The organism is Bradyrhizobium sp. USDA 4369, from assembly GCF_054056435.1.
Map to the genome: position 1 here is coordinate 7031838 of NZ_JBSRYH010000001.1, position 23598 is coordinate 7055435.

General features: G+C 66.7%; 22 protein-coding genes and 1 pseudogene. 8 read left to right on the forward strand and 15 right to left on the reverse strand.

Going from position 1 to position 23598, the window contains the following annotated elements; translation table 11 throughout:
* The 4 genes and pseudogenes from ACVIJ6_RS31930 to ACVIJ6_RS31945 all read left to right on the forward strand — a co-directional run bounded on the left by ACVIJ6_RS31930 (position 1) and on the right by ACVIJ6_RS31945 (position 5551).
* Positions 1-79: pseudogene (locus ACVIJ6_RS31930) on the forward strand.
* A gap of 95 nt (positions 80-174) precedes the next feature.
* On the forward strand, positions 175-1515 hold the full coding sequence (locus ACVIJ6_RS31935) for a vWA domain-containing protein (protein WP_456775962.1): 1341 nt from the start codon (positions 175-177) through the stop codon (positions 1513-1515).
* A gap of 89 nt (positions 1516-1604) precedes the next feature.
* A complete protein-coding gene (locus ACVIJ6_RS31940) occupies positions 1605-2984 on the forward strand; it encodes a 3' terminal RNA ribose 2'-O-methyltransferase Hen1 (RefSeq protein WP_456775963.1) in 1380 nt (459 codons plus the stop codon).
* A gap of 8 nt (positions 2985-2992) precedes the next feature.
* On the forward strand, positions 2993-5551 hold the full coding sequence (locus tag ACVIJ6_RS31945; RefSeq protein ID WP_456775964.1) for a polynucleotide kinase-phosphatase: 2559 nt from the start codon (positions 2993-2995) through the stop codon (positions 5549-5551).
* Between the two features lie 152 nt (positions 5552-5703).
* Here the strand turns inward: ACVIJ6_RS31945 and ACVIJ6_RS31950 are convergent, their stop codons facing one another.
* Together ACVIJ6_RS31950 and ACVIJ6_RS31955 are read right to left on the reverse strand one after the other, a co-directional pair.
* Positions 5704-6297, reverse strand: coding sequence for a hypothetical protein (locus ACVIJ6_RS31950; RefSeq protein WP_456775965.1), 594 nt, complete (start codon positions 6295-6297; stop codon positions 5704-5706).
* A 251-nt stretch (positions 6298-6548) separates the two neighbouring features.
* Positions 6549-6893 carry a Lin0512 family protein gene (locus tag ACVIJ6_RS31955; RefSeq protein ID WP_009027116.1) on the reverse strand — a complete coding sequence of 115 codons (345 nt, stop codon included), beginning with the start codon at positions 6891-6893 and terminating at the stop codon, positions 6549-6551.
* A gap of 174 nt (positions 6894-7067) precedes the next feature.
* Between ACVIJ6_RS31955 and ACVIJ6_RS31960 the strand changes: the two genes are divergently transcribed.
* Positions 7068-8456: an ethanolamine ammonia-lyase subunit EutB gene (locus tag ACVIJ6_RS31960; protein WP_456775966.1), complete on the forward strand. Its 1389-nt coding sequence runs from the start codon at positions 7068-7070 to the stop codon at positions 8454-8456.
* Positions 8453-9232 carry an ethanolamine ammonia-lyase subunit EutC gene (eutC, locus tag ACVIJ6_RS31965; protein WP_456775967.1) on the forward strand — a complete coding sequence of 260 codons (780 nt, stop codon included), beginning with the start codon at positions 8453-8455 and terminating at the stop codon, positions 9230-9232. Before ACVIJ6_RS31960 ends, eutC begins: the two co-directional genes overlap by 4 nt.
* A gap of 20 nt (positions 9233-9252) precedes the next feature.
* Here eutC and ACVIJ6_RS31970 read toward each other — a convergent pair whose 3' ends face one another.
* Genes ACVIJ6_RS31970 through ACVIJ6_RS32005 form a run of 8 tightly spaced genes read right to left on the reverse strand, consistent with a single transcriptional unit; the run spans position 9253 to position 17641 of the window.
* Positions 9253-9972: an ABC transporter ATP-binding protein gene (locus ACVIJ6_RS31970; protein ID WP_456775968.1), complete on the reverse strand. Its 720-nt coding sequence runs from the start codon at positions 9970-9972 to the stop codon at positions 9253-9255.
* Positions 9965-10720, reverse strand: a complete 756-nt coding sequence (locus ACVIJ6_RS31975) for an ABC transporter ATP-binding protein (protein WP_456775969.1) — start codon at positions 10718-10720, stop codon at positions 9965-9967. The genes ACVIJ6_RS31970 and ACVIJ6_RS31975 overlap by 8 nt, the downstream gene beginning before the upstream one ends.
* A complete protein-coding gene (locus tag ACVIJ6_RS31980; protein ID WP_456775970.1) occupies positions 10717-11718 on the reverse strand; it encodes a branched-chain amino acid ABC transporter permease in 1002 nt (333 codons plus the stop codon). Before ACVIJ6_RS31980 ends, ACVIJ6_RS31975 begins: the two co-directional genes overlap by 4 nt.
* A complete protein-coding gene (locus tag ACVIJ6_RS31985) occupies positions 11718-12590 on the reverse strand; it encodes a branched-chain amino acid ABC transporter permease (RefSeq protein ID WP_456775971.1) in 873 nt (290 codons plus the stop codon). Before ACVIJ6_RS31985 ends, ACVIJ6_RS31980 begins: the two co-directional genes overlap by 1 nt.
* Before the next feature lie 10 nt (positions 12591-12600).
* Positions 12601-13848: an ABC transporter substrate-binding protein gene (locus tag ACVIJ6_RS31990; protein WP_456775972.1), complete on the reverse strand. Its 1248-nt coding sequence runs from the start codon at positions 13846-13848 to the stop codon at positions 12601-12603.
* A gap of 24 nt (positions 13849-13872) precedes the next feature.
* Positions 13873-16248 carry a xanthine dehydrogenase family protein molybdopterin-binding subunit gene (locus ACVIJ6_RS31995; RefSeq protein WP_456775973.1) on the reverse strand — a complete coding sequence of 792 codons (2376 nt, stop codon included), beginning with the start codon at positions 16246-16248 and terminating at the stop codon, positions 13873-13875.
* Complete coding sequence (locus ACVIJ6_RS32000) at positions 16245-16784, reverse strand: (2Fe-2S)-binding protein (RefSeq protein ID WP_456775974.1); 540 nt, start codon at positions 16782-16784, stop codon at positions 16245-16247. Before ACVIJ6_RS32000 ends, ACVIJ6_RS31995 begins: the two co-directional genes overlap by 4 nt.
* Positions 16781-17641, reverse strand: a complete 861-nt coding sequence (locus ACVIJ6_RS32005; RefSeq protein WP_456775975.1) for an FAD binding domain-containing protein — start codon at positions 17639-17641, stop codon at positions 16781-16783. The genes ACVIJ6_RS32000 and ACVIJ6_RS32005 overlap by 4 nt, the downstream gene beginning before the upstream one ends.
* A 268-nt stretch (positions 17642-17909) precedes the next feature.
* On the opposite strand from ACVIJ6_RS32005, the gene ACVIJ6_RS32010 reads away from it, so the two are divergent.
* Positions 17910-18548, forward strand: coding sequence for a TetR/AcrR family transcriptional regulator (locus ACVIJ6_RS32010; protein ID WP_456777126.1), 639 nt, complete (start codon positions 17910-17912; stop codon positions 18546-18548).
* A gap of 665 nt (positions 18549-19213) precedes the next feature.
* On the opposite strand, the gene ACVIJ6_RS32015 is transcribed toward ACVIJ6_RS32010, so the two are convergent.
* The 5 genes from ACVIJ6_RS32015 to ACVIJ6_RS32035 form a co-directional block, all read right to left on the reverse strand.
* Positions 19214-19423, reverse strand: coding sequence for a hypothetical protein (locus ACVIJ6_RS32015; protein ID WP_456775976.1), 210 nt, complete (start codon positions 19421-19423; stop codon positions 19214-19216).
* Positions 19424-19613: 190 nt separating this feature from the next.
* Complete coding sequence (gene ccoG / locus ACVIJ6_RS32020; RefSeq protein ID WP_456775977.1) at positions 19614-21059, reverse strand: cytochrome c oxidase accessory protein CcoG; 1446 nt, start codon at positions 21057-21059, stop codon at positions 19614-19616.
* A 45-nt stretch (positions 21060-21104) separates the two neighbouring features.
* The gene (locus ACVIJ6_RS32025; protein WP_456775978.1) at positions 21105-21308 is read right to left on the reverse strand and encodes a YgaP family membrane protein; all 204 of its coding nucleotides are present in this window, start codon (positions 21306-21308) and stop codon (positions 21105-21107) included.
* Positions 21309-21360: 52 nt separating this feature from the next.
* Positions 21361-21801 (reverse strand): thioredoxin family protein, encoded by a 441-nt coding sequence (locus ACVIJ6_RS32030; protein ID WP_456775979.1) that lies wholly within the window; start codon positions 21799-21801, stop codon positions 21361-21363.
* Positions 21798-23087 carry an NAD(P)/FAD-dependent oxidoreductase gene (locus tag ACVIJ6_RS32035; protein ID WP_456775980.1) on the reverse strand — a complete coding sequence of 430 codons (1290 nt, stop codon included), beginning with the start codon at positions 23085-23087 and terminating at the stop codon, positions 21798-21800. Before ACVIJ6_RS32035 ends, ACVIJ6_RS32030 begins: the two co-directional genes overlap by 4 nt.
* Before the next feature lie 117 nt (positions 23088-23204).
* Here ACVIJ6_RS32035 and ACVIJ6_RS32040 point away from each other — a divergent pair, with 117 nt between their 5' ends.
* Positions 23205-23513, forward strand: a complete 309-nt coding sequence (locus tag ACVIJ6_RS32040; protein WP_456775981.1) for an ArsR/SmtB family transcription factor — start codon at positions 23205-23207, stop codon at positions 23511-23513.
* The last annotated feature ends 85 nt before the right edge of the window (positions 23514-23598 follow it).

The window sequence follows — 23598 nt, forward strand, 5'->3', positions numbered from 1 at the left end:
GCGCCGGTAGCTCAGTGGCAGAGCACTATCCGCTCCACGCAAATGGAGCGGAGCTCAGCATTCGCCCGTTCCCGGCGCGCGGTCCCTGTAACGCGTGATCTCCAAACTGACCACGCGGGCCGGCCGGTCGTCCGGCCATTCCATCGATCATCAACTCAACCCGAGGAGGCCATCTTGGTCAGGCTCAACACGTTCCTGCGCGCCTTCACCCATGAGGGTGCGCCGTCTCGACAGCTCGCGCCTGCACAGGCGCTGCAGCGCACGCTGATGAGCTGCCTGTTGTGGGAGGACCAGTTCTACGAGGATGGGGTCGCGATCGCCGACCGCGTCAAGGCGCTGGTGCCGCTGGTCGCGCCGCGCGAGGTCGCTCAGCTCGCCGTCCGTGCGCGCGAGGAGATGAAGCTGCGGCACGCGCCGCTGCTCGTTGCCCGCGAGATGGCGCGGCTGCCGTCGCACCGTGCGCTGGTGGCCGAGACGCTGGCGCGCATCATCCAGCGGCCGGACGAGATGACCGAGCTGCTGGCGATCTACTGGGCGGACTCGCTCGGGCCGCGGCAGCAGCGCAAGCGGCAGCCGGTGTCGGCGCAGTTCAAGAAGGGGCTGGCGAAGGCGTTCGGCAAGTTCGACGCCTATCAGCTCGCGAAGTATGACCGCGAGGGGCCGGTGCGACTCCGCGACGTCCTGTTCCTGGTTCACGCCAGGCCGAAGGACGCCGCCCAGGAGGCGGTGTGGAAGCAGCTCGTCGATGGCGAGCTGCCCTCGCCCGACACCTGGGAGGTCGCGCTCTCGGCCGGTGCGGACAAGCGTGCGAGCTTCGAGCGGCTGCTCGGTGAGAACAGGCTCGGAGCGCTGGCGCTGCTGCGCAACCTGCGTCTGATGCAGCAGGCCGGCGTGCCGCGCGCGACGATCGCGGAGGTGATCGCGGCGATGCGGACGGACCGGGTGCTGCCGTATCGGTTCATCTCGGCGGCCCGGCATGCGCCGGACTTCGAGCCCGAGCTCGAGGCCGCGATGCTCCGCTCGATCAAGGGTCATGCGCGGCTTGCGGGCCGCACGCGGCTGCTGATCGACGTGTCAGGGTCGATGTTCGCGGCTTTGTCCGCGAAGTCGGAGATGACGCGCGCGGACGCGGCGTGCGGGCTGGCGGTGCTGGCCCGCGAGGTCTGCGACGAGGTGGAGATCTTCACGTTCAGCGACAAGGTCGTGAAGGTGCCGCCGCGCCGGGGCTTCGCGCTGCGCGATGCGATCCTCGGATCGCAGCCGCATTCCGGGACCTATCTCGGCCGTGCGGTCCAGGAGGTCGACCGCAAGGGAGACCGCCTGATCGTCTTCACCGACGAGCAGAGCCACGATCCGGTGCCGTCGCCCAGGGCGCGCGGGACCATGGTGAACGTGGCGTCGTACCAGCACGGGGTCGGTTACGGTCCCTGGACGCGGGTCGACGGCTTCTCCGAGGCGGTGATCGCGTGGATTGCCGCGCAGGAGGAGACGCTGCGAGGGGCGACCCTGCACTGACGACAACCGGCCCGGACGCGTCACAGACGCGCCCGGGTCTTCTTCCACATTCAGTGGATCACACGACAAGCATTGGTTTAACTGACGCCATGTTCCTCTCCATCGCCACCACCCATCAGCCCGCCACCGATCTCGGCTTCCTGCTCAACAAGCATCCGGACCGGCTGCACGAGCTTGAGCTGACCTATGGCAGGGCACTGATCGTCTATCCCGAGGCCAGCGAGGCGCGCTGCGAGGCGGCGCTGCTGCTCGACGTCGATCCGATCGGCCTCGTCCGCGGCAAGGGCCAGAGCGATGGGCTGCTCGATCAATATGTCAATGATCGCCCCTATGCTGCGTCCTCCTTCCTGTCGGTCGCGCTCAACAAGGCGTTCCGGACCGCGATGAACGGCATCAGCAGCGCGCGCCAGGAGCTGGCCGACAGCGCGATTCCGCTGGAGGCGGTGGTGACGCCGCTGCCCCTGCGCGGCGGCGAGACTTTGTTGCGCCAGCTGTTCGAGCCGCTGGGCTGGCATGTCACGCTCGCGCCCATCCCGGGACCGCAGGGCGACCCGACCAGCCGCTATGTCCACCTCACCCTGCGCGGCACCACCAGGCTGGCCGCGCTGCTGAACCATCTTTACGTGCTGATCCCCGTCATGGACGACGCCAAGCATTACTGGGTCGGCGACGAGGAGATCGACAAGCTGCTCAAGCGCGGCGAGGGCTGGCTCGACGCGCATCCGGCCAGGGAGCTGATCGTGCGCCGCTATCTCCGCCATCGCGGCGTGCTGGCGCGCGCGGCGTTAGCCCGGCTCGCACCTGAGACGCAGGACGAGGCGCTGGAGCCCGAGGCCCAGGGCGCGTCGGAGGACTCGCTGGAGGCGCCGATCCGGCTCAACGATCTGCGCCTGGCCGCCGTCGCCCAGGCGCTGCGCGCAACCGGCGCCAGCACCGTCGCCGATCTCGGCTGCGGTGAAGGCAAGCTGCTGCAATTGCTCCTGCGCGAGCGCTGGGTGACCCGGCTGATCGGGCTCGATCCGGCGGCCCGCGAGCTGGAGCGCGCGGCCAAGCGGCTGAAGCTCGGCGTGATCGGCGGACCGCCCGAGGACCGCGTCACGCTGCTGCACGGCTCCCTCACCTATCGCGATGCGCGCTGGGCGGAGGCGGATGCGGCTGCGCTCGTCGAGGTCATCGAGCATCTCGATCCCGACCGTCTGCCGGTGGTCGAACGCGTCGTGTTCGGCGCGGCGCGGCCGCGCGCCGTCGTCGTGACGACGCCGAATGCCGACTACAACGCACTGTTTCCGAGCCTGCCGGCTGGAGGCTTCAGGCATCGCGACCACCGTTTCGAATGGACGCGCGCCGAATTCGCCGGATGGGCCGGGCGCATCTGCGCGAGCTTCAACTATCAGGTCGCCTTCTCCGGAATCGGCCGTCACGACGACACGCATGGCGCGCCGACACAGATGGCCGTCTTCACCCGCTGAGCAATTCCATGAACATCGAAATCCCCGACTTCTCGCTGGTCGTGCTGATCGGATCGACCGGCTCCGGCAAGTCGACCTTCGCCGCGAAGCACTTCCTGCCGACCGAGGTGATCTCCTCGGACCATTGCCGTGCGCTGGTGGTCGACGACGAGACCGACCAGGGCGTTTCCGCCGACGCCTTCGATATCGTGCGCGAGATCGCGGGCAAGCGTTTGAAGCACCGCCGGCTTGCGGTGATCGACGCCACCAATGTGCGTCCCGCCGATCGCAAGGGCTGGGTCGAGCTGGCGCGCAAATGGCACGCGCTGCCGGTCGCAATCGTGTTCGATCCGGGCATCGACGTCTGCATCGCCCGCAACAGGACGCGCCCCGAACGCAGTTTCGGCGGTCCCGTCGTGCAGCGCATGGTCCAGGAGATCCGCCGCGGCCTCGGCGGCCTGCAGCGCGAGGGCTTTCGCCAGGTCTGGAAGCTCGACAGCGTTGAACATATCGCGGCCGCGACGCTCGCGCGGCAGCCGCTGTGGACCGACAAGCGGCACGATTGCGGCCCGTTCGACATCATCGGCGACGTTCATGGCTGCGCGAGCGAATTGCAGGCGCTGCTCACAAAGCTCGGTTATCGGGTCGCATGGCGCGACGCGGATGGCCGGCGCGCCGTCACGGTAACGCCGCCCGCAGGCCGAAAGGCCGTGTTCGTCGGCGACCTCGTCGACCGCGGCCCGCAATCGCCGGACGTGCTGCGCATCGTCATGAGCATGGTCGCGGCCGGCACGGCCTATGCCGTGCAGGGCAATCACGACCGCAAGTTCCAGCGTTGGCTGGCGGGCCGCAAGGTCACGATCGCGCATGGCATGCAGGCCACGATCGACCAGCTCGCCGGTGAGGATCGCGGCTTTCGCGACGCCCTGCCCGGCTTTCTCGATGGCTTGCGCAGCCATGTCTGGCTCGATGGCGGCCGGCTCGCGGTCGCGCATGCCGGGTTGAAGGAGGAGATGATCGGCCGCGGCTCCGGCGCGGTGCGCGAGTTCGCGCTCTACGGCGAGACCACCGGCGAGATCGACGCATTCGGCCTGCCCGTGCGCGCCGACTGGGCCGCGGCCTATCGCGGCCCGACGGCGGTGGTCTATGGCCATACGCCGATGCTGAATGCCGAATGGGTCAACAACACGCTGTGCATCGACACCGGCTGCGTGTTCGGCGGCCGCTTGACGGCGCTGCGCTGGCCCGAGCGTGAGCTCGTCGAGGTCGAGGCCGAGCGCGTCTGGTGCGAGCCGGTCCGGCCGCTTGCGCCGCGGACGGCTGCCGGCTCCGCGCAGGCCGAGGCAGATCAGTTGCTGGACATCGCGGACGTCAGCGGCCGGCGCTGGATCGACACCACGCTGCGCGGCCGCCTGGTCGTCGCCGAGGAGAACGCCTCGGCTGCGCTTGAAGTGACGAGCCGGTTCGCGCTGCCGCCGCAATGGCTGGTCTATCTGCCGCCGACCATGTCGCCGTCGGAGACGAGCGCGCGCGAAGGCTGGCTGGAGCGGCCGGAGGAGGCGTTCGCGCATTTTCGCGCCCGCAACGTCGCCGAGGTCGTGTGCGAAGAGAAGCACATGGGCTCGCGCGCCGTCATCGCGCTCTGCAAGAGCGTTGATGTCGCCAGGATCCGCTTCGGCATCGCAGGCGAGGAGAGCGGCGCGATCTGGACCCGCACCGGCCGACCGTTCTTCAGCGACGCGGCGATGACCGAGGCGCTGCTGGCCCGGCTGCGTGACGCGGTCGAAACCGCCGGCCTGTGGCAGGAGCTGCAGACCGACTGGCTGCTGCTCGACGCCGAGATCATGCCATGGTCGGCCAAGGCCGGCAGCCTGATCGAGAGCCAGTACGCGCCCGTCGCGGCGGCGTCGGTCGCCGGCCTTGCGGCCGCAGAGGATGCCCTGACGCGCGCCGCTGCGCGCGGTCTCGACGTCGCAGCGCTCCGCGATCACGTCCGCAATCGCACCGCGCGGGCACGGCGCTATGGCGAGGCCTGGGCTCCTTATGTCTGGCCGATCGGCGGCATCGACGATCTCAAGATCGCGCCATTTCACCTGCTCGCCAGCGAGGGCCGGGTCTGGTTCGACCAGGATCACGTCTGGTACATGACGATCGCCGACCGGCTGGCGACAGCGGATTCCGTCATCACGCACACGCGATGGCGCACGGTGGCATTGGCCGACGACACGGCGGTGAATGACGCCATCGCCTGGTGGGAGCAGCTCACAGCCGGCGGCGGCGAAGGCATGGTGGTGAAGCCCAGGAACTTCGTCGCGCGCGGGCCGAAGGGCCTGATCCAGCCGGCGCTGAAGGTGCGCGGCAGCGAATATCTGCGCATCATCTACGGACCGGAATATGATGCGCCGGAGCACATCGCGCGGCTGCGCCAGCGCAAGCTCGAGGGCAAGCGCAACCTCGCTCTGCGCGAGTTCGCACTCGGCCACGAGGCGCTGACCCGCTTCGTCGCCCGCGAGCCGCTGCGCCGCGTGCACGAATGCGTGTTCGCGGTGCTGGCACTGGAGAGCGAGCCGATCGATCCGCGGCTGTGAGCGGGCGCCTCAACCGAGCTTGGCGCGCCTTGACAGGCCGTCTTGCTCAGTTGGATGCGCGCCCGGTGGAGCGCGCTTCCACATGCTCAAGCCGCGGCTCGAGGCGGCCGTGGCCGACCATCACGCGCCGTGAGTTGCAGCACGCCTGCGCGTCACTCGCCCCGGTTCGGCCCCGGCAGGTCCAGGGCCGAACGCAGTCGCCCCTGCCCGCGCCGATACAACATCGCGTCGTTCGCCGTCGCCAGCAGGTCGGGATACGGCTCGAAGCCGTCGACGACCTTGTTGAAAGGGATCTTGCCACAGCCTGGCGTGGCACAGTCCCGCTTGTGTTTTGGACAGTTGTTGAAATAGCAGAGCCGTCCCAGATAACGATCGGTTCCCGGCTCGATCAGGAAGATCTCGACTTGGTGGCCGACGGTGCCGGGCCCGGTCCCGGCATTGTAGGCGGCGGACAGCGCGGCATCGCGGACACGGCGCATCTCGCCCAGGCGATGCTGCGAGCCAATCCACACCGCAAGATCCAGATCCTTGCATTCGTGCCAGACCTCGATGCCGGCACGGCGATATTCACGAAAGCGAGGCACTTCCTTCCAAAGCGGCTTCGCCACCGAGCCGATCACCGCAATGGCCTCGATCTCCTCGAACGCCACCAGCGCGTCGGTGACGATATCAGCGGCGCGGCGAAAGTCGTGCTGCTGGCGCAGCAGGTATTGGTTCTGTCGTCCGATCTCGGCGCGGCTGACCATGTGCGTCGTCAATCAATCAAGGCTGAAACGCTACCGACCGAGGCAGCATCGTGTGCAGCATTGCTGGACCTGCCGGCGCCTCGGGTGTCCTCCCAGCCGTATCCACATACAATGGCGGTTTCGTCTCGCCAACGGACTTTGAACCGGACGCGAACGCCCATCCTCGGACGTCACCCGGATGAGAGGGACTGAGGATCGGGACGGCATACTCTTCGCATCATGACCGCAGCCTCACGCGGCTCAGCCGACGCTCACTTGCCGTCGTCGAGATGGACCAGCACCGCGGCATTGGCGATGATGATCGCGTCGCTGCCGGCCTCGGCCGGAATCTCCAGTCCGCCCTTGACGGCGGTCACCGTCACCGTGCCATAGGGCAGCTCCTTGGCGACCGCCGCGGTGTCGACGGCCTCGGGATTCGGCACGCCGATCGTGACGTCGACGAGCATGTCCTGCGGCGTCTTGCCGACCATGCGGAAGAAGCCGAGGCTGGAATGGCGGATCGCATCCGACACCGCGCGCTTCGCAGCCTTGGTGGCGTCGCGGCCATGGACGTCCACGCCCATGCCCATCTCGGTTATACAGCGGATACGCGCCATGTCGGAGTTCCCTTGCTCGGTCAGCCTGTGCAGCGCGCGACCTTAGCGCGCGCCGCAGCGGGCGCAACCCGTTGCGCATCGACCCGAGGCCTCGGCAAAAAGGTCATCAAATATCGGCAATATCGTGCATGATGCGGCGCTGAATGACCGCGAGATGCTAGCGGAGCAGGATCAATGGGTTTCTCACACCGGCTGGGCGGCACGACCTATCGCTTCGACGATCTCAGGACGCTGCTGGCCAAGGCGACGCCGCCGCGCTCGGGCGACGTGCTCGCCGGCCTCGCCGCGCAGGATGCGGCCGAACGCGTCGCCGCGCGCATGGCGCTCGCCGACCTGCCGCTGCGACACTTCCTCGACGAGGCCGTCATCCCCTATGAGAGCGACGAGGTGACGCGGCTGATCGTCGATCAGCATGACGGCCGCGCCTTCGCCGACATCGCGAGCCTGACCGTCGGATCGTTCCGCGAATGGCTGCTGTCAGACGCGACCGATGCGCGGAGGCTTTCGGCGGTGTCGCCGGGCCTGACGCCGGAAATGGTCGCCGCGGTCTGCAAGATCATGCGGCTGCAGGATCTCGTGACCGTCGCCGCCAAATGCGAGGTGGTGACGCGCTTCCGCTGCACCATCGGCCTGCCCGGCCGGATGTCGACACGGCTGCAGCCCAACCACCCGCTCGACGATCCCAAGGGCGTCGCGGCCTCGATCCTCGACGGGCTGATGTATGGCGTCGGCGACGCCACCATCGGCATCAACCCGGCGAGCGACGATGTCGACACCATGGTCCGGCTGCTCGACATGATCGAGACCTTGCGGCTCGCCTCGCACGCGCCGATCCAGTCCTGCGTGCTCGCGCATGTCACGACCGCGCTGAAGGCGATCGACCGCCGCGCTCCGGTCGATCTCGTGTTCCAGTCGCTGGCCGGCAGCGAGGAGGCCAATCGCGGCTTCGGCATCACCCTGTCGCTGCTCGACGAGGCGCTCGATGCGGCCGAAGGCCTGGGGCGCGGTCCTGCCGGCGCCAACCTGATGTATTTCGAGACCGGACAAGGCAGCGAGCTGTCATCATCAGGACATTGCGGCGTCGATCAGCAGACCCTGGAGGCGCGCTGCTACGCGGTGGCGCGGCGCTACCGGCCGCTGCTGGTCAACACCGTGGTCGGCTTCATCGGGCCGGAATATCTCTATGACGGCAAGCAGATCATGCGGGCGGGGCTGGAGGATCATTTCTGCGGCAAGCTGCTCGGCCTGCCGATGGGCTGCGACGTCTGCTACACCAACCACGCCGAAGCCGACCAGGACGACATGGATGCGCTGCTGACCCTGCTCGGCGTCGCCGGCTGCACCTACATCATGGGCGTGCCCGGCGCTGACGATATCATGCTCAACTATCAGAGCACCTCGTTTCACGACGCGCTCTACGTCCGAAAGGTGCTGGGCAAACGCGCCGCGCCGGAGTTCGAAGCCTGGCTGGCGGCGACCGGCATCAGCGATCGCGAAGGCGAGCTGCGATTCGATCCGACCCGACTGATGCCGTCACTGCCGCTGCTGGGAGCCGAAGCGTGAGCGAAAGCGACGATCACGCGCCGGCCACGTCGTCATCCGATGATTGGAGCTGGCTGTCGCGCTACACCGCGGCGCGGATAGCGCTCGGCCGCTGCGGGCCGGGACTGCCGACCTCGGCCCATCTCGGCTTCCAGGCCGCGCATGCCGAAGCCCGCGATGCCGTGCTGAAGCCGTTCGATGCCGCCGGCAGCGCCGCCGCCGTCACCGCGCGCGGCTGGCCGGCGATTGTCGTGCGCAGCCGCGCCGCCGACCGCACCACCTACCTGCAGCGTCCCGATGCCGGCCGCCTGCTGGCGCCGGATTCGGAAGCGTTGCTGTCGGAGCCGCGCGCGCCGGCTGACATCGCGCTGGTCGTGGCCGATGGCCTGAGCAGCCGCGCCGTGCAGGTCAATGCTCTGCCGGTGCTCGATACGTTGATGCCGCTGCTCGCCGCGACCGGGCGGCGGCTGTCCCCCGTCATCGTCGCCTCACAAGGCCGTGTCGCGCTGGCCGACCACGTCGGCGAGCTGTTCGACGCCTCGGCTTCGATCATCCTGATCGGCGAGCGTCCCGGCCTGAGCGCGGCGGATTCGCTCAGCCTCTATCTCACATGGATGCCGCGCCGCGGCCGCGTCGATTCCGAGCGCAACTGCATCTCCAATGTCCGGCATGGCGGGCTCGCGGCGGAGGACGCGGCAAAGCAGGCCGCCGAGCTGATCGCGCGGATGTTCCAGCATCGCGCCGCCGGCGTCAGCCTCGCCCGCCTGCCGCAGCTGCCCGCGCCTGACGGCTCGTGACGCCGGCGCGCCGCGCAAACTCACACCGCGCAATAGCGATCCTGGATGTCCTTGTCGGCCAACAAAGCGGCGGCGCTGCTTTCATGCACGACCTCGCCCTGGTCGATGATCACGGCGCGATCGGCGAGCCGCAGCGCCCATTCAACATTCTGCTCGACCAGCAGCAAGGTCATGCCCTGGTCGCGCAGGCGACGAAACAGCACGCCCATCTCTTCGACCAGCACCGGCATGATGCCTTCCGACGGCTCGTCGAGCAGCACCATGCGCGGCCGCGCGATCAAGGCCCGGGCGATCGCCAGCATCTGCTGCTCGCCGCCCGACAAGGTCACGCCTTCCTGGTCGAGCCGCTCGCGCAGCCGCGGAAAGGTCTCGGCGATCTCTGCGAACGCCGCGCGCTCCTCGATGTCGGCCTTGGCCGCCACCAGCCCGAGCCGCAGGTTCTCGCGCACCGACAATCCCGGCACGATGCGGCGCTCCTCCGGCACATAAGCGAGGCCAAGGTGGAAGCGCCGATGCGCGGCCAGCGGCAGCAGGTCCTGGCCTGCGAAACGCACCTGCCCCGCGGCCCGCGGCATCAGTCCCATGATGCTGCGCAAGGTCGTGGTCTTGCCGGCGCCGTTGCGGCCGACCAGCGCAACCACCTCGCCCGCGTTGACGCGAAGCGAGATGCCGTGCAGCACGTGGCTCGCGCCATACCAGGCCTGGACGCCGTCGAGTTCGAGCAATGCGGTCTCAGCCATAGCCTTCACTCTGTCCCAGATAGACCCGGCGCACGTCGGGATTGCTCCTGATGTCGTCCGGCCGGCCGTCGGCGAGCAGCCGGCCATGGTGCAGCACCAGCACGCGCTGACTCAGCCCCAGCACCATCTTCATCTTGTGCTCGACCAGCAGCACGGTGCGCCGTTCGGCCAGCCGCTCGAGCAATGCGACCATGTCCTTGGTCTCCTCGGGCCCCATGCCGGCGGTCGGCTCATCCAGCAGCAACAGCTCCGGCTCGGAGACCAGAGCGATCGCGATCTCCAGCGCACGCTGCTGGCCATGGGCAAGGAATTTGGCCTGCTCGCCGCGCTTGCCGATCAGCCCGACGGCCGTCAGCGCCGTATCGGCGCGTTCGCTCAGCTCGACGAGGTCGGCGCGCCTGCGCCAGATGTCGTAGCTGACGCTCATCGCCTGCGCGGCGACCCGGACGTTCTCGTGCACCGACAGGTCCGGGAAGATGTTGGTGATCTGGTAGGAGCGCGAGATGCCGCGATGCACGAAGCGGTGCTGCGGCAGGCCGTTCAGCTCCTGGCCCTTGAAGCGTAGCGTGCCCATGCTCGGCGACAGCGTGCCGGAGAGAATGTTGAAGAACGTGCTCTTGCCGGCGCCGTTCGGGCCGATGATCGAGGTCAGCTCGCCCGCCGCGAAAGAGACGGCAATGCCTTCGAGGGCGACAAAGCCGCCGAAGCGACGGCCGATGCCGTCGGCACGCAACAGCTCAGTGCTCATCGCCGCTCCCTCGCCGCCGGCAGCAGGTCCAGCAACGTGCCCCAGATGCCCTTCGGCAGGAACAGAACGAAGCCGACAAAGATCGCGCCGACGACGATCTGCCAATGCGGCGTCCAGACCGAGACGACGTCTTCCAGGATCAGGAAAACCGCGGCGCCGATGAACGGGCCGAAGAAGCTGCGGGCGCCGCCGAGCAGCACCATCATCACGATCATGCCGGATGTCTGATAGTGCAGGATGTCGAGCGGCACGATCGACAGGTGCAAGGCCGACATGCAGCCGCCGATAGCGGAGATCGCGCCCGACAGCATGAACACGATCAGCTTGCAGCGCTCGACGTCATAGCCGCACGCCCGTGCGCGCTGCTCGTTCTCCCGGATCGCCTCGATCACCGCGCCGAACGGCGAATTGAGAATGCGCGACTGCACCCAGATCGCCAGCGCCGCGAAGGCCATCAGGACGTAATATTTGTTGACCGGATCGAGAAAGTTGATCTGCAGGCCGAGCAGATTGACGTGATCGACGGTGAAGCCGCGCAGCCCGTTCTCGCCGCCCGTCCATGACGACGCCTGCAAGGCGACGTAATAGACCAGTTGCGCCAACGCCAGCGTGACCATCGAGAAATAGATGCCACGGGTCCGCGTCGAGATGGTTCCGATGGCGGCGGCGAGCGCGGTGCTGGCCGCAATCGCCAGCGTCACCGCGGCGAACCAGGGCAGTCCGAAGCGGCCGATGGCGATGCCGGTCAGATACGCGCCTGTTCCGAATAAGGCGGCATGGCCGAACGACAGCAGCCCTGTATAGCCGAACAGGAGATTATACCCCATCACCACGACGCCATAGATCAGCACGTTCACGGCCAGCGCTTTCGACGGCAGCAGCCAGGGCAACAGGGCCAGCGCCACGAGCGACACCAGGACGCGATGGTCGGCCACCGCCGCCATGGCGCGCTGCGCCTGCGGCAGCGCCGGTGCCGCACCGCTCGACTGCATCGCCATCATGCTCTCCCCTTGAGGCCGAACAGGCCTTGCGGCCGCACCAGCAGCACCGCCGCCATCAGCGCGAACATCACGATGGTCGCCATTTCCGGCGCGAATAGCGCCACCATGCTGATACAGATGCCGACCATCAGCCCCGCGACCACGGCGCCGACGATCGAACCGAGGCCGCCGATCACCGTCACGACGAAGGCCTCCGCGAGCACCAGAGTTCCCATTTCCGGATTGACGCTGCGCATCGGCCCTGCCAGGACGCCGCCCAACGCAGCGAGGCCGACGCCGAGGCCGAAGATCGCGAGCCAGACCCTGCCGATGTCGACGCCGAGCACGCGCATGATCTGCGGATCGCGAGCGCCGGCACGCACGATGAGGCCAACCCGGGTCTTCTCCAGCATCAGCCACAGCGCCAGCAGCACGACGGCCACCAAGGCGATCACGAACAGCCGGTACTTCGGAAAGAAGCCGACGCCGAGATCGACGACGCCGATCAGCTGCGGTGGCGTCGGAAACGGAATGCCGTCGCTGCCGAACACGATGCGCACGCCCTCGACCAGGATGTAGCTGAGCCCGAAGGTGAGCAGCAGGGGATCATCGACCGACCGGCCATAGAGGCGCCGGACCAGGACGCGCTCGATCAGCATGCCGAAGGCGCCGACCAGCACGGGCGCGAGCAGCAGCCCCCACCAGAAGCTGCCGGTCAGCGACGCCAGATACAGCCCGGCATAGGCGCCGATCATGAACAGCGCGCCATGGGCGAAATTGACGACGCCCAGCATGCCGAACACGATGGTGAGGCCGAGCGCCGTGATCACCAGCACCGCCCCTAGGGCGATGCCGGAGAACAGCTGCATGATGATCAGGGAGAGGTCCATGCGGTCCGGGTCAGGTCGCGTGGCCGAGTTCGCTGCAGCTGCGCAGCATCTCGTCGGCGCCGGGATCGCTGGCCACGATCGCGAACAGATCGCTGTCATTGGCCATGGCCGACTTCTTCTTCGATTCCAGCACCAGCACCGACTGCACCGATTGGTGGTCGCATTTGCGGTAATGCTGCGGACCCTTGGTCAGGTCATATTGCAGCGCCTCCAGCGCCGCGACGACCTTGTCGGTCTCGGTACCGCCGGCCGCCTGCATCGCCATCAGCAGCGAGCCGACACCCGAATAGCCATAGGCGCCGTAATCGGTCGGGATGGCGCCGCCATTGGCGGCGCGGAACGCCGCGTTGAACTCGGACGCGGTCTTGTTCTGGGTCTCGAGTCCCCAATAATAATTGGCGCCGCCGACCACGCCCTCGAACACGTCGGGTCCGACCGCGAGACGCTGGTTGTGCAGGATCACCGGCACGACGATCTTCATCTGCTGCTTGATGCCGAAATCGACCGCCTGCTTGATCGCATTGGCCTGGTCGCGGCCGAAATTACTGATGCACAGCACATCCGGGCGCAGCGACATCAGCCGCGGCATGAAGGTCGAATAGTCCGCCGCGCCGAACGGGTGCAGGATCTCGCCGACGGTGTCGGCCCCGATCGCCGCCTGCGCCCGCTTGAAGCCGCGCAGCATCTCATGGCCATAGGCATAGTCGGCGACGAGATGGGCGACCTTCATGCCCTTCTTCAGGGTCTGCCGCGCCACGGCGGCCGTCGTCATGTGCGGATTGAGCGCCTCGTGGAACGTGTACTTGCTGAAATCCTTGGCCTCGTTGATCGTATCGGACTGGCTGATCGAAACGTAGATGACGCCGCGCGCGCGGGTCACCTCGTTGACTGCGAGCTGCACCGCGCTGGAGAGCGCGCCGACCACCGCATGCACCCTGTCCTTTTCGATCAGCTCCAGGGTGCGCGTCGCCGCCTCGCCCGCATTGAGCTTGTCGTCGCGCACCAGCAGCTCGACCTTGCGCCCGCCGATGCCGCCTTTGTCGTTGACCAGCTTGACGGCGAGCTCGGCACATTTGACCTGGTCGCGCGCCTCGGCCGCGAACGGGCCGGTCAGCGGCGTCGGAAAACCGATGCGGATGGTATCGTCAGCGGCGCGCCCGAGCCGCGGCATGGCCAGCGTGGCAATGCCGGCCGATGCTCCCAGCAGCGCGTTGCGCCGCGATATGCCGCCTGGTCCTGACCTCTTGTAGCCTGGCATGATGTCCTCCCTCGACGTGTTTTGCTAGTAGCGATTGAGCGCTTTCAAGATGCGGGCCGGCGTGATCGGTATCGTATTGATCGATGCGCCGAACGGCGTCAGCGCGTCGTTGACGGCATTGAGCACGCAGGCCGACGCCGCCGCCGTCCCGGCCTCGCCGCAGCCCTTGGCGCCCAGAATGGTATCGGCCGTCGGCGTCTCGACATGGTCGATGACAATATCGGGCATCTCCATCGCCATCGGCACGAGATAATCGGCCAGCGATCCGTTGAGCAGCTGGCCGGTCTCGCCGTAGCGGCATTCCTCGAACAGCGCGGCGCCAAGACCCTGGACCACGCCGCCACGCAGCTGCTCGTCGACCAGCATGGGATTGATGATACGCCCGCAATCCTCGACGACATAGTGCTTCAGCAGCTTGACGAAGCCGGTGTCGACATCGACTTCGAGAGAGCAGCCCTGGATGCCGTTGGTGAAGGCGAAGGGATAGCCCTGCGGCGCGAAGTGATGGCTGACGGTCAGCTGCGCCTGCGTGCCTGGCGGCAGCGTGTCCGAGCGGAAATAGGCGATCCGCGCGATCTCCGCCACGTCCAGCCGCGGCTGCCGGGAGGCGGCACTCACGACCTGGCCATCGACGATGTCGAGCGCCGCCGCCTGCTCCTGCAGGACCAGGGCCGCGATCGCAAGGATGTTGGCCTTGAGCCGGCGCGCAGCCTGCAGCGCGGTCTCGCCGCCGATGCCGGCGCCGCGGCAGGCCCAGGTCGCGCCACCATGCGGCGTCACTTCGGTGTCGCCGGTGATGACCTTGACATGCTCCTGGGCGAGGCCGAGCTGGTCGGCGACGATCTGGCCGATGATCGCCTCGGTGCCCTGCCCCTGCTCGGTGACCGAGATCGCACAGCGCACCTCGCCGGTCGGCGTCAGGCTGATCGTCGCACCATCCTGCGACGAGATGCGCGCGCCGCCGACGCCATAGAAGGCCGGGCTCGGATTGGTGATCTCGACGAAGGTCGCAATGCCGATGCCGCGATGGACGCCACGCCGGCGCAGTTCGGCCTGCTCGCCCCGGAGCGCATCATAGTCCATGATCTCGCGCAGGCGCCGCAGACAGGCCTGGTGCGACAGGGCCTCGAATTTATAGCCGGTCGGCGACACCAGCGGATAGGCGTCGTCGGCAATCACGTTGCGATCGCGCATCGCCAGCGGATCGAGCCCCGCGTGGCTGGCGGCGATGTCGACCATGCGCTCGGTGACGGCGCAGGCGATCGGATGTCCGACGGCGCGATACTGGCTGGTCTGCACCTTGTTCTGGAACACGACCTCGAGCGCCGCCCGGTAAGAGGTGAAACCATAGGGCGCGCCGATCAGGCGGATGACCTGGTTGCCTTCGACCACGCTGGTGCGCGGGTAGGTCGAGAACGCGCCGATGGCCGTGGCGTCGTGGACGTCCATCGCGAGGATCTTGCCATCGGCGTCAATGGCCATGCGCGCCTGCACGCGGTGATCGCGGGCGTGAATATCGGAGACGAAGGATTCGATGCGGTCCGCGACATATTTCACCGGACGCCCCAGCATCATGGACAGCCCGATCACCGCCATGTCCTCGTGATAGACATGCAGCTTCATGCCGAACGAGCCGCCGATATCCGGCGCGATGACGCGGACGCGCGCTTCCGGGATGTTGTATTGCCGGGAATAGAGATCCTGGAACTGGTACGGCGTCTGGGTGGCGTGATGCACCGTCAGCATGCCGCTGTCAGGCTCGTAATCCGCGACGATGGCCCGCGGCTCCAAGGTGACCGGCGTATGCCGCCCAAAGCTGAACTGCTGTTCGATCACATGGGCCGCAGCCGCAAAGGCCTCGTCCACCCCACCGCTGTCGAGCTGGGCCCGAAAGCAGATATTGGACTGGCCCGCCGGATTGACTGTTGGCGTCCCCGGCTGGCGCGCCTCGTCGAGATCGACGACAGCGGGCAATTCCTCATAGTCGACCGAGATCAGCTCCAGAGCATCCTCGGCCAGCGCCCTGCTCTCCGCCACGACCGCGACAACGGCCTGCCCGGCCCAGACGACGCGATCGAGCGGCAACGGCAGCTGCGGCTCGGAGGTCATGCCCTTGAAATGATCGAGCGTGCCGGTCCATGGCGTGCAGATCCTGGCGAGGTCAGCGCCGGTTGCGATCAGATGCACGCCGGCGAGCGCGCGCGCCGCGTCGGCATCGATGCTGATGATCCGCGCATGCGCGTGCGGGCTGCGCAGGAACGCCGCATGCAGCATGCGCGGCAGGCGGATGTCGGTGACGTAGCGCCCGCGCCCGGCGAGCAGCCGCTTCGCGTTCGGCCGAGGCACCGAACGGCCGATATAGGAGTTCGGACGATCAAGCGGGGTGAGCGGCGCGGTCATGACGCTGCGCCCTCCGCACCTTGTGCAGCCTTCGCCGCACGTGCCTCGGCGACCGCCGCGATCGCGTCGACGATCGCTTCATATCCGGTGCAGCGGCAGAAATTGCCCGAGAGCGCGTCACGAATGGCCTCCCGGCTCGGCTGCGCGACGTTTGAGAGCAGCTCGTGGGCATTGATCAGCATGCCCGGCGTGCAGAACCCGCATTGCAGCGCGTTGCGCCGGTGAAACTCGGCCTGAAGATCAGCGATCACACCGCTCTCGGACAGCCCCTCGATCGTGTCGATCCGCGCGCCATCGGCCTGCACCGCGAACATCAGGCAGGCATGGACGGCGCGGCCATCGAGCTGGACCAGACAGGCGCCGCAAGCGCCCATCTCGCAGCCGGCATGCGTGCCGGTGAGTTCGAGCTGATGGCGCAGGCAATCGACCAGCGTGTCGCGCGGCGCGACATCGCAAGTCGTGTTGCGGCCGTTGACGACGAAGCGGACGCGGACCGTCTCGTCAGCCTCGTCGATATCGGATACGATCGAGCTCACGCGGCCCCTCCGATCTGGCCCAGCAGCCGGCCGAGCAGGACCCGCGCCAGATGCAGGCGCATCGCAGCCGGAACATCGTCGCCGTCATCAGGCGCAAGGTCCTCGCCGAGCGCGGCCTGCGCCGCCGCGATCACGTCGGGACTCAGGCGCGATCCAGCGACCTCGGCTGCGGCTCGGCGAGCGCACGTCGGGACATTGCCGACCGAGAAAAACGCGATGCGAATGTCCTTGATCAGATCGTCCTCGCAGGTCGCGCAGAGGCCGCAGCCCACCAGGGCATAATCGCCGCGCCGGCGCGCCAGCTCGTCGAATGCGATGCGCTGATCCGGCTTGAACAGCGGCACATGAACCGCAACGAGCAGTTCGCCCGGCGCAAGTGCCGTCTCGAACAGATCGACAAAAAAGTCCTCAGCCCTGACTCGGCGCCGGCCGGCGGGCCCGGCGACCTCGATCTCGGCCTCCAGCGCGAGTACCACGGCCGGGAATTCAGATGCCGGATCCGCGAGCGCGATGCTGCCGCCGAGGGTGCCCCGATTGCGGATGGCGGGATGGGCAACGAAGGGCGCCGCAGCCCGCAGCAGCGGCGCAAATTCCGCGATCAGCGGCTCGGTCAGCATCTCGCGATGGCGCGTCAGCGCGCCGATGCGCAGCCACTCGCCCTCACGCCGCACCCCGCGCAGATCATCGATGTGGTTGATATCGACCAGACGGCGCGGCGCCTGCAGCCGCAGCGCGAGCGCCGGAACCAGGCTCTGGCCGCCGGCGATATAGCGCGCGTCATCGCCGCCTTGCGCATGAGCGTCGAGCGCCTCTTCGACCGTGCGTGCCCGAAAATAGCTGAAAGCCCTCGCTTTCATCCGTTTCCTCGCTTCCAGGGCTCATCAGCCCGGACTCCCAGATTTGTGACCATCTGGTCTCAAAACACTGGCACACCGCCGCCAACCCGGTCAACCAGAAACGAACGATTGGTCACAAATATGCTTTCGGCTATCAAGCCGAGATGCCGCGACAATGATGAAGGCCATGGCCAGAGCTCCGAAAACCGCAAGCGCAAAGAAACAGGGCCCCAGCCGTGCGGGCAGCCAGCGCAAGAGCGCAAGCCATCCGAAACTGCGGCGCCGCAACATGCGTGCCGCCGACCGTGAGAGGCTGATCGTGGATGAGGCGATCCGCTTCTTCGCCGAGCGCGGCTTCGAGGGCCAGACGCGGGAGCTCGCCAAGCGCATGGGCATCGCGCATTCGGTGATCTACCGGCATTTCCCCAGCAAGGAGGCGCTGATCGAACGCGTCTATCAGGAGGTCTATCTCAGCCGCTGGTCGCAGGATTGGGGTCCCCTGATCCGCGATCGCAGCCAACCGCTGCAGGCGCGCTTGACGGGCTTCTATCTCGACTATGTGGCCCGCGTGTTCGAGTATAATTGGGTGCGGATCTTCGTGTTCTCCGGAATGCGATCATTCGGCATCACTGGGCGCTACCTCGACCTCGTCCGGCGCGAGATCATCGAGCCGGCGGCGCTTGAGCTCCGACATGAGATGAACCTGCCTGATGTCGAGACCTGCCCGCTCGGTAGCCGCGAAACCGAAATGTTCTGGGGCCTGCACGGACGCATCTTCTACCTCGCGATCCGGAAGTTCATCTACGAGACGCCGGTTCCGTCCGATCTCGAGCAGACCGTTCGCGACGCGATCCAGCTGTTCCTGGACGGCGCGCGATCGACGCTCCCCGGCATTCTGCAAGACTCCGGGTCCGCCTGCGGCGCGTGAACGGCCATCGCCGCCGCCCTGACAGCGTCCTTCGACGTCATCGGCGACCCGACCCTGCCGCCTGGCGGGTCACACCGCGGTGACGCAGAGTGCATCGCGATCGGCGAGCGCCATTTTGCTATTTCATTTTTTCCGAATTCATGATTTACTCCTGCGTATCCTGCTTCGGCAAGAGGGGCGGATCGCGATCGTCACGACACGCGAGGCGGGATGCGGTGGCTGCAATCATGCCGCAGCGCGCTCTGACGGCGCGCGGACGAACGGCTGGTGGCGGACGTGAAATCGCGTGGTCCTGACGCCCCGATGCTGGCGTCAAGTCGTCTGGTGACGATGATCCGGACGGCGACGGTGGCTCACAGGCCGGACACCGAGGAGAGCGCGACATAAGCGTGAAAACCATCGCGCGGGGAATGCCGGGACGTCTCGGCTGAACCTGTGGTGACTGCCGCCTGCTTTTTTCTCTGCAGGCGGGCCATGGGTGCGGCCAGCGCCCGGCATTCCCCGCGCCCTCTTCTTCGACAGGGGGGCGGAACGGACCGGCAGAACTCGGACGCATTGCGCCGCGGGAACGCGTCACGACGTCTCGCTTCTGCGGTCCCCGTTGAGGCGCGGTTTGACGATGCGCTATTTGACTCCGTGAACGTCCCCAGTCCGGCCTCCCGCCCTCAGGCGACCCGGCCCCCGCCGTTCCGGCTGATCTTCGCCGCGACGAGATAGGACAGCGGCATCGCAACGATGAAGCCGACAATCGCCGCAAGCGGCAGATCCTTCATCGGACTTCCGACCGGTCCCTGCACCGTCAACAACGCCGTGACCGCGCTACCCGCCAGCACCGTACCCAGCATGACCCAGATCAGAATTGCGACCTTGAACATCTCTCATTCTCCGTCAGTAGGAAACATCGATCCCTTGACGTGGCAATGCTCTGCCCGGGGTCTTTGTCCATCATTGATCTGGAACAACCGGAGACGACAAAACAGGGAGGAGCACATGCTCCTCCCTGTTCCCCATCAGTTAGAGGCAAGCTGGTGCGAATGTTCCGCAACAGATCCAGCCGACGCTGGCTTAGCGTGGCGCCGGCACGAAGTGATCGTGCTTGCTGACCGACGTACCGGTCGCGGGATCGGTGATCCTGATCTCGATGTCGACCGGCGCCGGCGGAAGATCGGCGCCCTTCGCCTCGATCGACACCCGGATCTCGCGGGTCTGGTCCTGGCCCACATCGATCAGCATGCGGCCGTCGGCTTCGCGGCTCTCACCGGCCACGGTGACCTTGGCGTTCGGCAGGCCGACGACGTCGAGCACGAAGTCACGCGCACCGCGCTTGTTGAGCAGCCGCACCGTGTAGTCATTGCGCACGCCGCCATCGGACAACTGCACAAACAGCGGGTTGCGCTCATGCAGCACATTGATGCCCATCGTGCCGCGTGTCGCCAGCGTGTACAGCATGACGCCGCCGACGATCGCGATGAAGCTCGCATAGATGATCGTGCGCGGCCGGATGATGCGGTAGATCTCCGGCTTGCCCTCTTTGCGCCTGGCCACGTTGATGTCGGTGTCGTAGCCGATCAGACCGGTGGGACGGCCGATCTGGGTCATCACGCTATCGCAGGCGTCGATGCACAGGCTGCACTGGATGCAGCCGAGCTGGATGCCGTTGCGAATGTCGACGCCGGTCGGGCAGACATTGACGCATTGGTGGCAGTCGACGCAATCGCCGGCCGGCGCGCCCTGCAGCCGCGCCGCCTCCGCCTTCTTGACCGACATGCGCGGCTCGCCGCGGTCGCCCTTGTAGGTGACGTTGAGCGCCCATTCGTCGGTCAGTGCCGCCTGGATGCGCGGCCACGGGCACATGTAGATGCAGACCTGCTCGCGGGCGTGGCCGGCGAACACATAAGTGGTTGCCGTGAGAATACCGATCCAGAGATAGGCCGTGAACGGCGCCTGGAAGGTGGCGAGGTCCTTCACCAGGGTCGGCGCATCGTCGAAATACAGCACCCAGGCGCCGCCGGTCCACCAGCCGATCATGATCCAGAGGAAATGCTTCAGCGCGACCTGGCGGATATGGGTGAAGGTCCAGCCGCGCTTGTCGCTGAGCATGCGCTCGCGGCGGTCGCCCTCGACCCAGCGCTCGACGGCGTAGAACAGGTCGGTCCAGACCGTCTGCGGGCAGAGATAGCCGCACCACAGCCGGCCCGCGACCGCGTTCATCAGGAACAGGGCCACTGCGGCAATGATCAGCAGGCCGGTGAAGTAGTAGACCTCCTGCGGCCACAGCTCGATGAAGAAGAAGTAGAAGCGGCGGTGCGGGAAGTCGACCAGCACCGCCTGGTTCGGCATCCCGGGACCGCGGTCCCAGCGCACGAAGGGCAGCAGATAGTAGATGCCAAGCGTGATGCAGAGGATGGTCCATTTGATGCGCCGGAAGCGGCCGTGCACGGCTGCCGGATAGACCTTGTCGCGCGCCTTGTAGAGCGGCCCGACGATGTAGGTTTCGTCCGAGTCAGCCATGATATCCTCGCTTCATCTTCATCCCGCCCCGCATGTCCGACCGACTCAGGAAAACGCGTTGCCGCTTCGCAAGCCCAGCTTCCTGAACACGATCGCAGCCGGGCAGAAGCCCGTGACCGAGGCCTGGATCATGTTGACGCCCGCAAAGGCGGTCAGCAAGTACCAATAGGGACTGACGGTCCAGCCGAGCGCAAGGCCGAGCAGGACGACGAACCCTGCAAAGGAGAGAACTGCTTTGTCGATGTTCATGGCATGGTCCTTCATGGTTGCCTTTGAGCGTAATCAAGCCGGCGCCGCGGCATCACTGCCGCAAGCCGGACAGCGTCCAGGCGACGATTCGTTGCGAGTCCATCGCACCCGAGATCCGCGCCAGTTCCCGCCCCTTCTGCAGCAGCAGCAGGGTGGGAATTCCAGAAATGCCGAGCTTCGCCGAGATCTCGGGCGCCTCGTCGGAGTTCAGCTTGAGAAGCTGCACGCGCGGCTCGAGCGCCTCGGCGGCGCGCGCGAACATCGGCGCCATCGCCCGGCACGGCCCGCACCACGGCGCCCAGACATCGACCAGCAACGGCAGGTCGCTATGCGCGACATGGCGCTCGAACGCGGGCTGGTCGACCTCGATTGGATGACCAGAGAACAGCGGCACGTGGCACTTGCCGCATTTGCCCTGGCTGGGCGCGCGGCCGGCCGGCAGACGGTTGATCTGTCCGCAATGGCCGCACACCAGTTGAAAGGTCTCGCTCATGTGCCTGTCCTGACCTCCTTGATCTTGGCGATGTTGAGCCGGTCGAGCAGAAACTTCTCATAGAACGGCTCGGGCGTGCCGCGCCTCATCTTGCGAAGGAAATACTTCTCGAAGGCGACCTTGGCGTAATGCACCCACTCTCCCTTCGCCGACCAGTTGACGTTACGCGGCGGGATTTGCGGCTGCGCCAGGAAGGCGACGCCGGAATCGCCGAAAAAATCGGCGAGGCAGATCGCATTCCAGGTCGGCTGCGCCTTCGGCGCCTCGCCGCGCAGCAGCGCGCCGATGTTCAGAGCGGTCGCCGTGACCATCGACTCGATCATGAAGCCGGTCTTGGGCACGCCGACCGGCACCGGCGTCGGCCCGATCGGCGGGATCGCGACGCAAACGCCGATTGCGAAGACATTGGGAAAGGCCGGATTGCGCTGGTGCTTGTCGACGATCACGAAGCCGCGCGGGTTGGTCAGTTTCTCGATACCTCTGACGGCGCCGACGCCGCGGAATGCCGGCAGCATCATGGAATAGGCAAAGGGCAACTCATGCGTCTTGCGAACCGAACCGTCGTCGGCCACCTCCTCCACGACCATGCGGCCGTCCTCAACCTTGGTGACGCGCGCACTGGTGATCCACTTGATGTGCTTCTCGCGCATCTCGCTTTCCAGCAGCCCCTTCGTGTCGCCGACACCGTCGAGACCGAGATGGCCGATATAGGGTTCGGAGGTCACGAAGGTCATCGGCACCTGGTCGCGCAGTTTGCGGCGGCGCAGTTCGGTCTCGAGGATGAAGAGGAATTCATAGGCCGGGCCGAAGCAGGACGCGCCCTGCACCGCGCCGACGATGACCGGGCCGGGGTTCTCGGCAAGCTTGTCGAATGCGGCCTTGGCATGCGCGGCATGGTCGACATGGCACACCGACTGGGTATGGCCATCGGGGCCGAGCCCGGGAATCTCGTCGAAGGCGAGCTCGGGGCCGGTGGCGACGACGAGATAATCGTAGGCGACCATGGTGCCGTCCGTCAGCTCGACCTGGTTCTCGTCAGGATGCACCCGCTTCGCGCCCTGCGTCAGCAGGCGGATGCCCTTGCGCTGCATGACGTCGACGAGATCGATCTCGATCTCGTCGCGCTTGCGCCAGCCCACCGCGACCCACGGGTTGGACGGCACGAAATGATAGGAGGATCCCTGCGAGATGACGGTCACGCGGTCCTCCTTTCGCATCTGGGGCAGCAATTCATAGGCCATCAGCGAGCCACTCAGCCCCGCTCCGATCACGACAACGTCCGCCATTGGGTCCTCCATCGCCTTGCTTCGTTCTTGTTTCGCTCAGCCTCGATCTCCCGGCCGGCCTTGACTATATATTCGCATCTCTGTATATACGCAACTATGAAATTTGATGCAGACATCATGGAAGCGGCGGCCGACCAGGCCAGCGACCTGTTGAAGGCGCTGTCGAACCGGCACCGGCTGCTGATCATCTGCCAGCTGGTCGACGCTGAACGGTCGGTCGGCGAGCTCGCGGCGTTCCTCGGACTGCGCGACTCAACCGTTTCCCAGCACCTTGCGCTGCTGCGCAAGGACGGTCTGGTCACCGCCCGGCGCGATGGGCAGACGATCTACTATTCGATCACCAGCGAGCCGGCCCGCGAGGTGCTGAAGACGCTCTATCAGGTTTATTGCGCAGTGCCGCCGCCGAAACCCGCACCGACACTATGACTGTGCCATCCCGCTAGCTTGATCAGCATCAAGCGGGAACCCGTAATCCGGTGGGATGTCTGGACCGCCCGTTTCGCCTGACCAC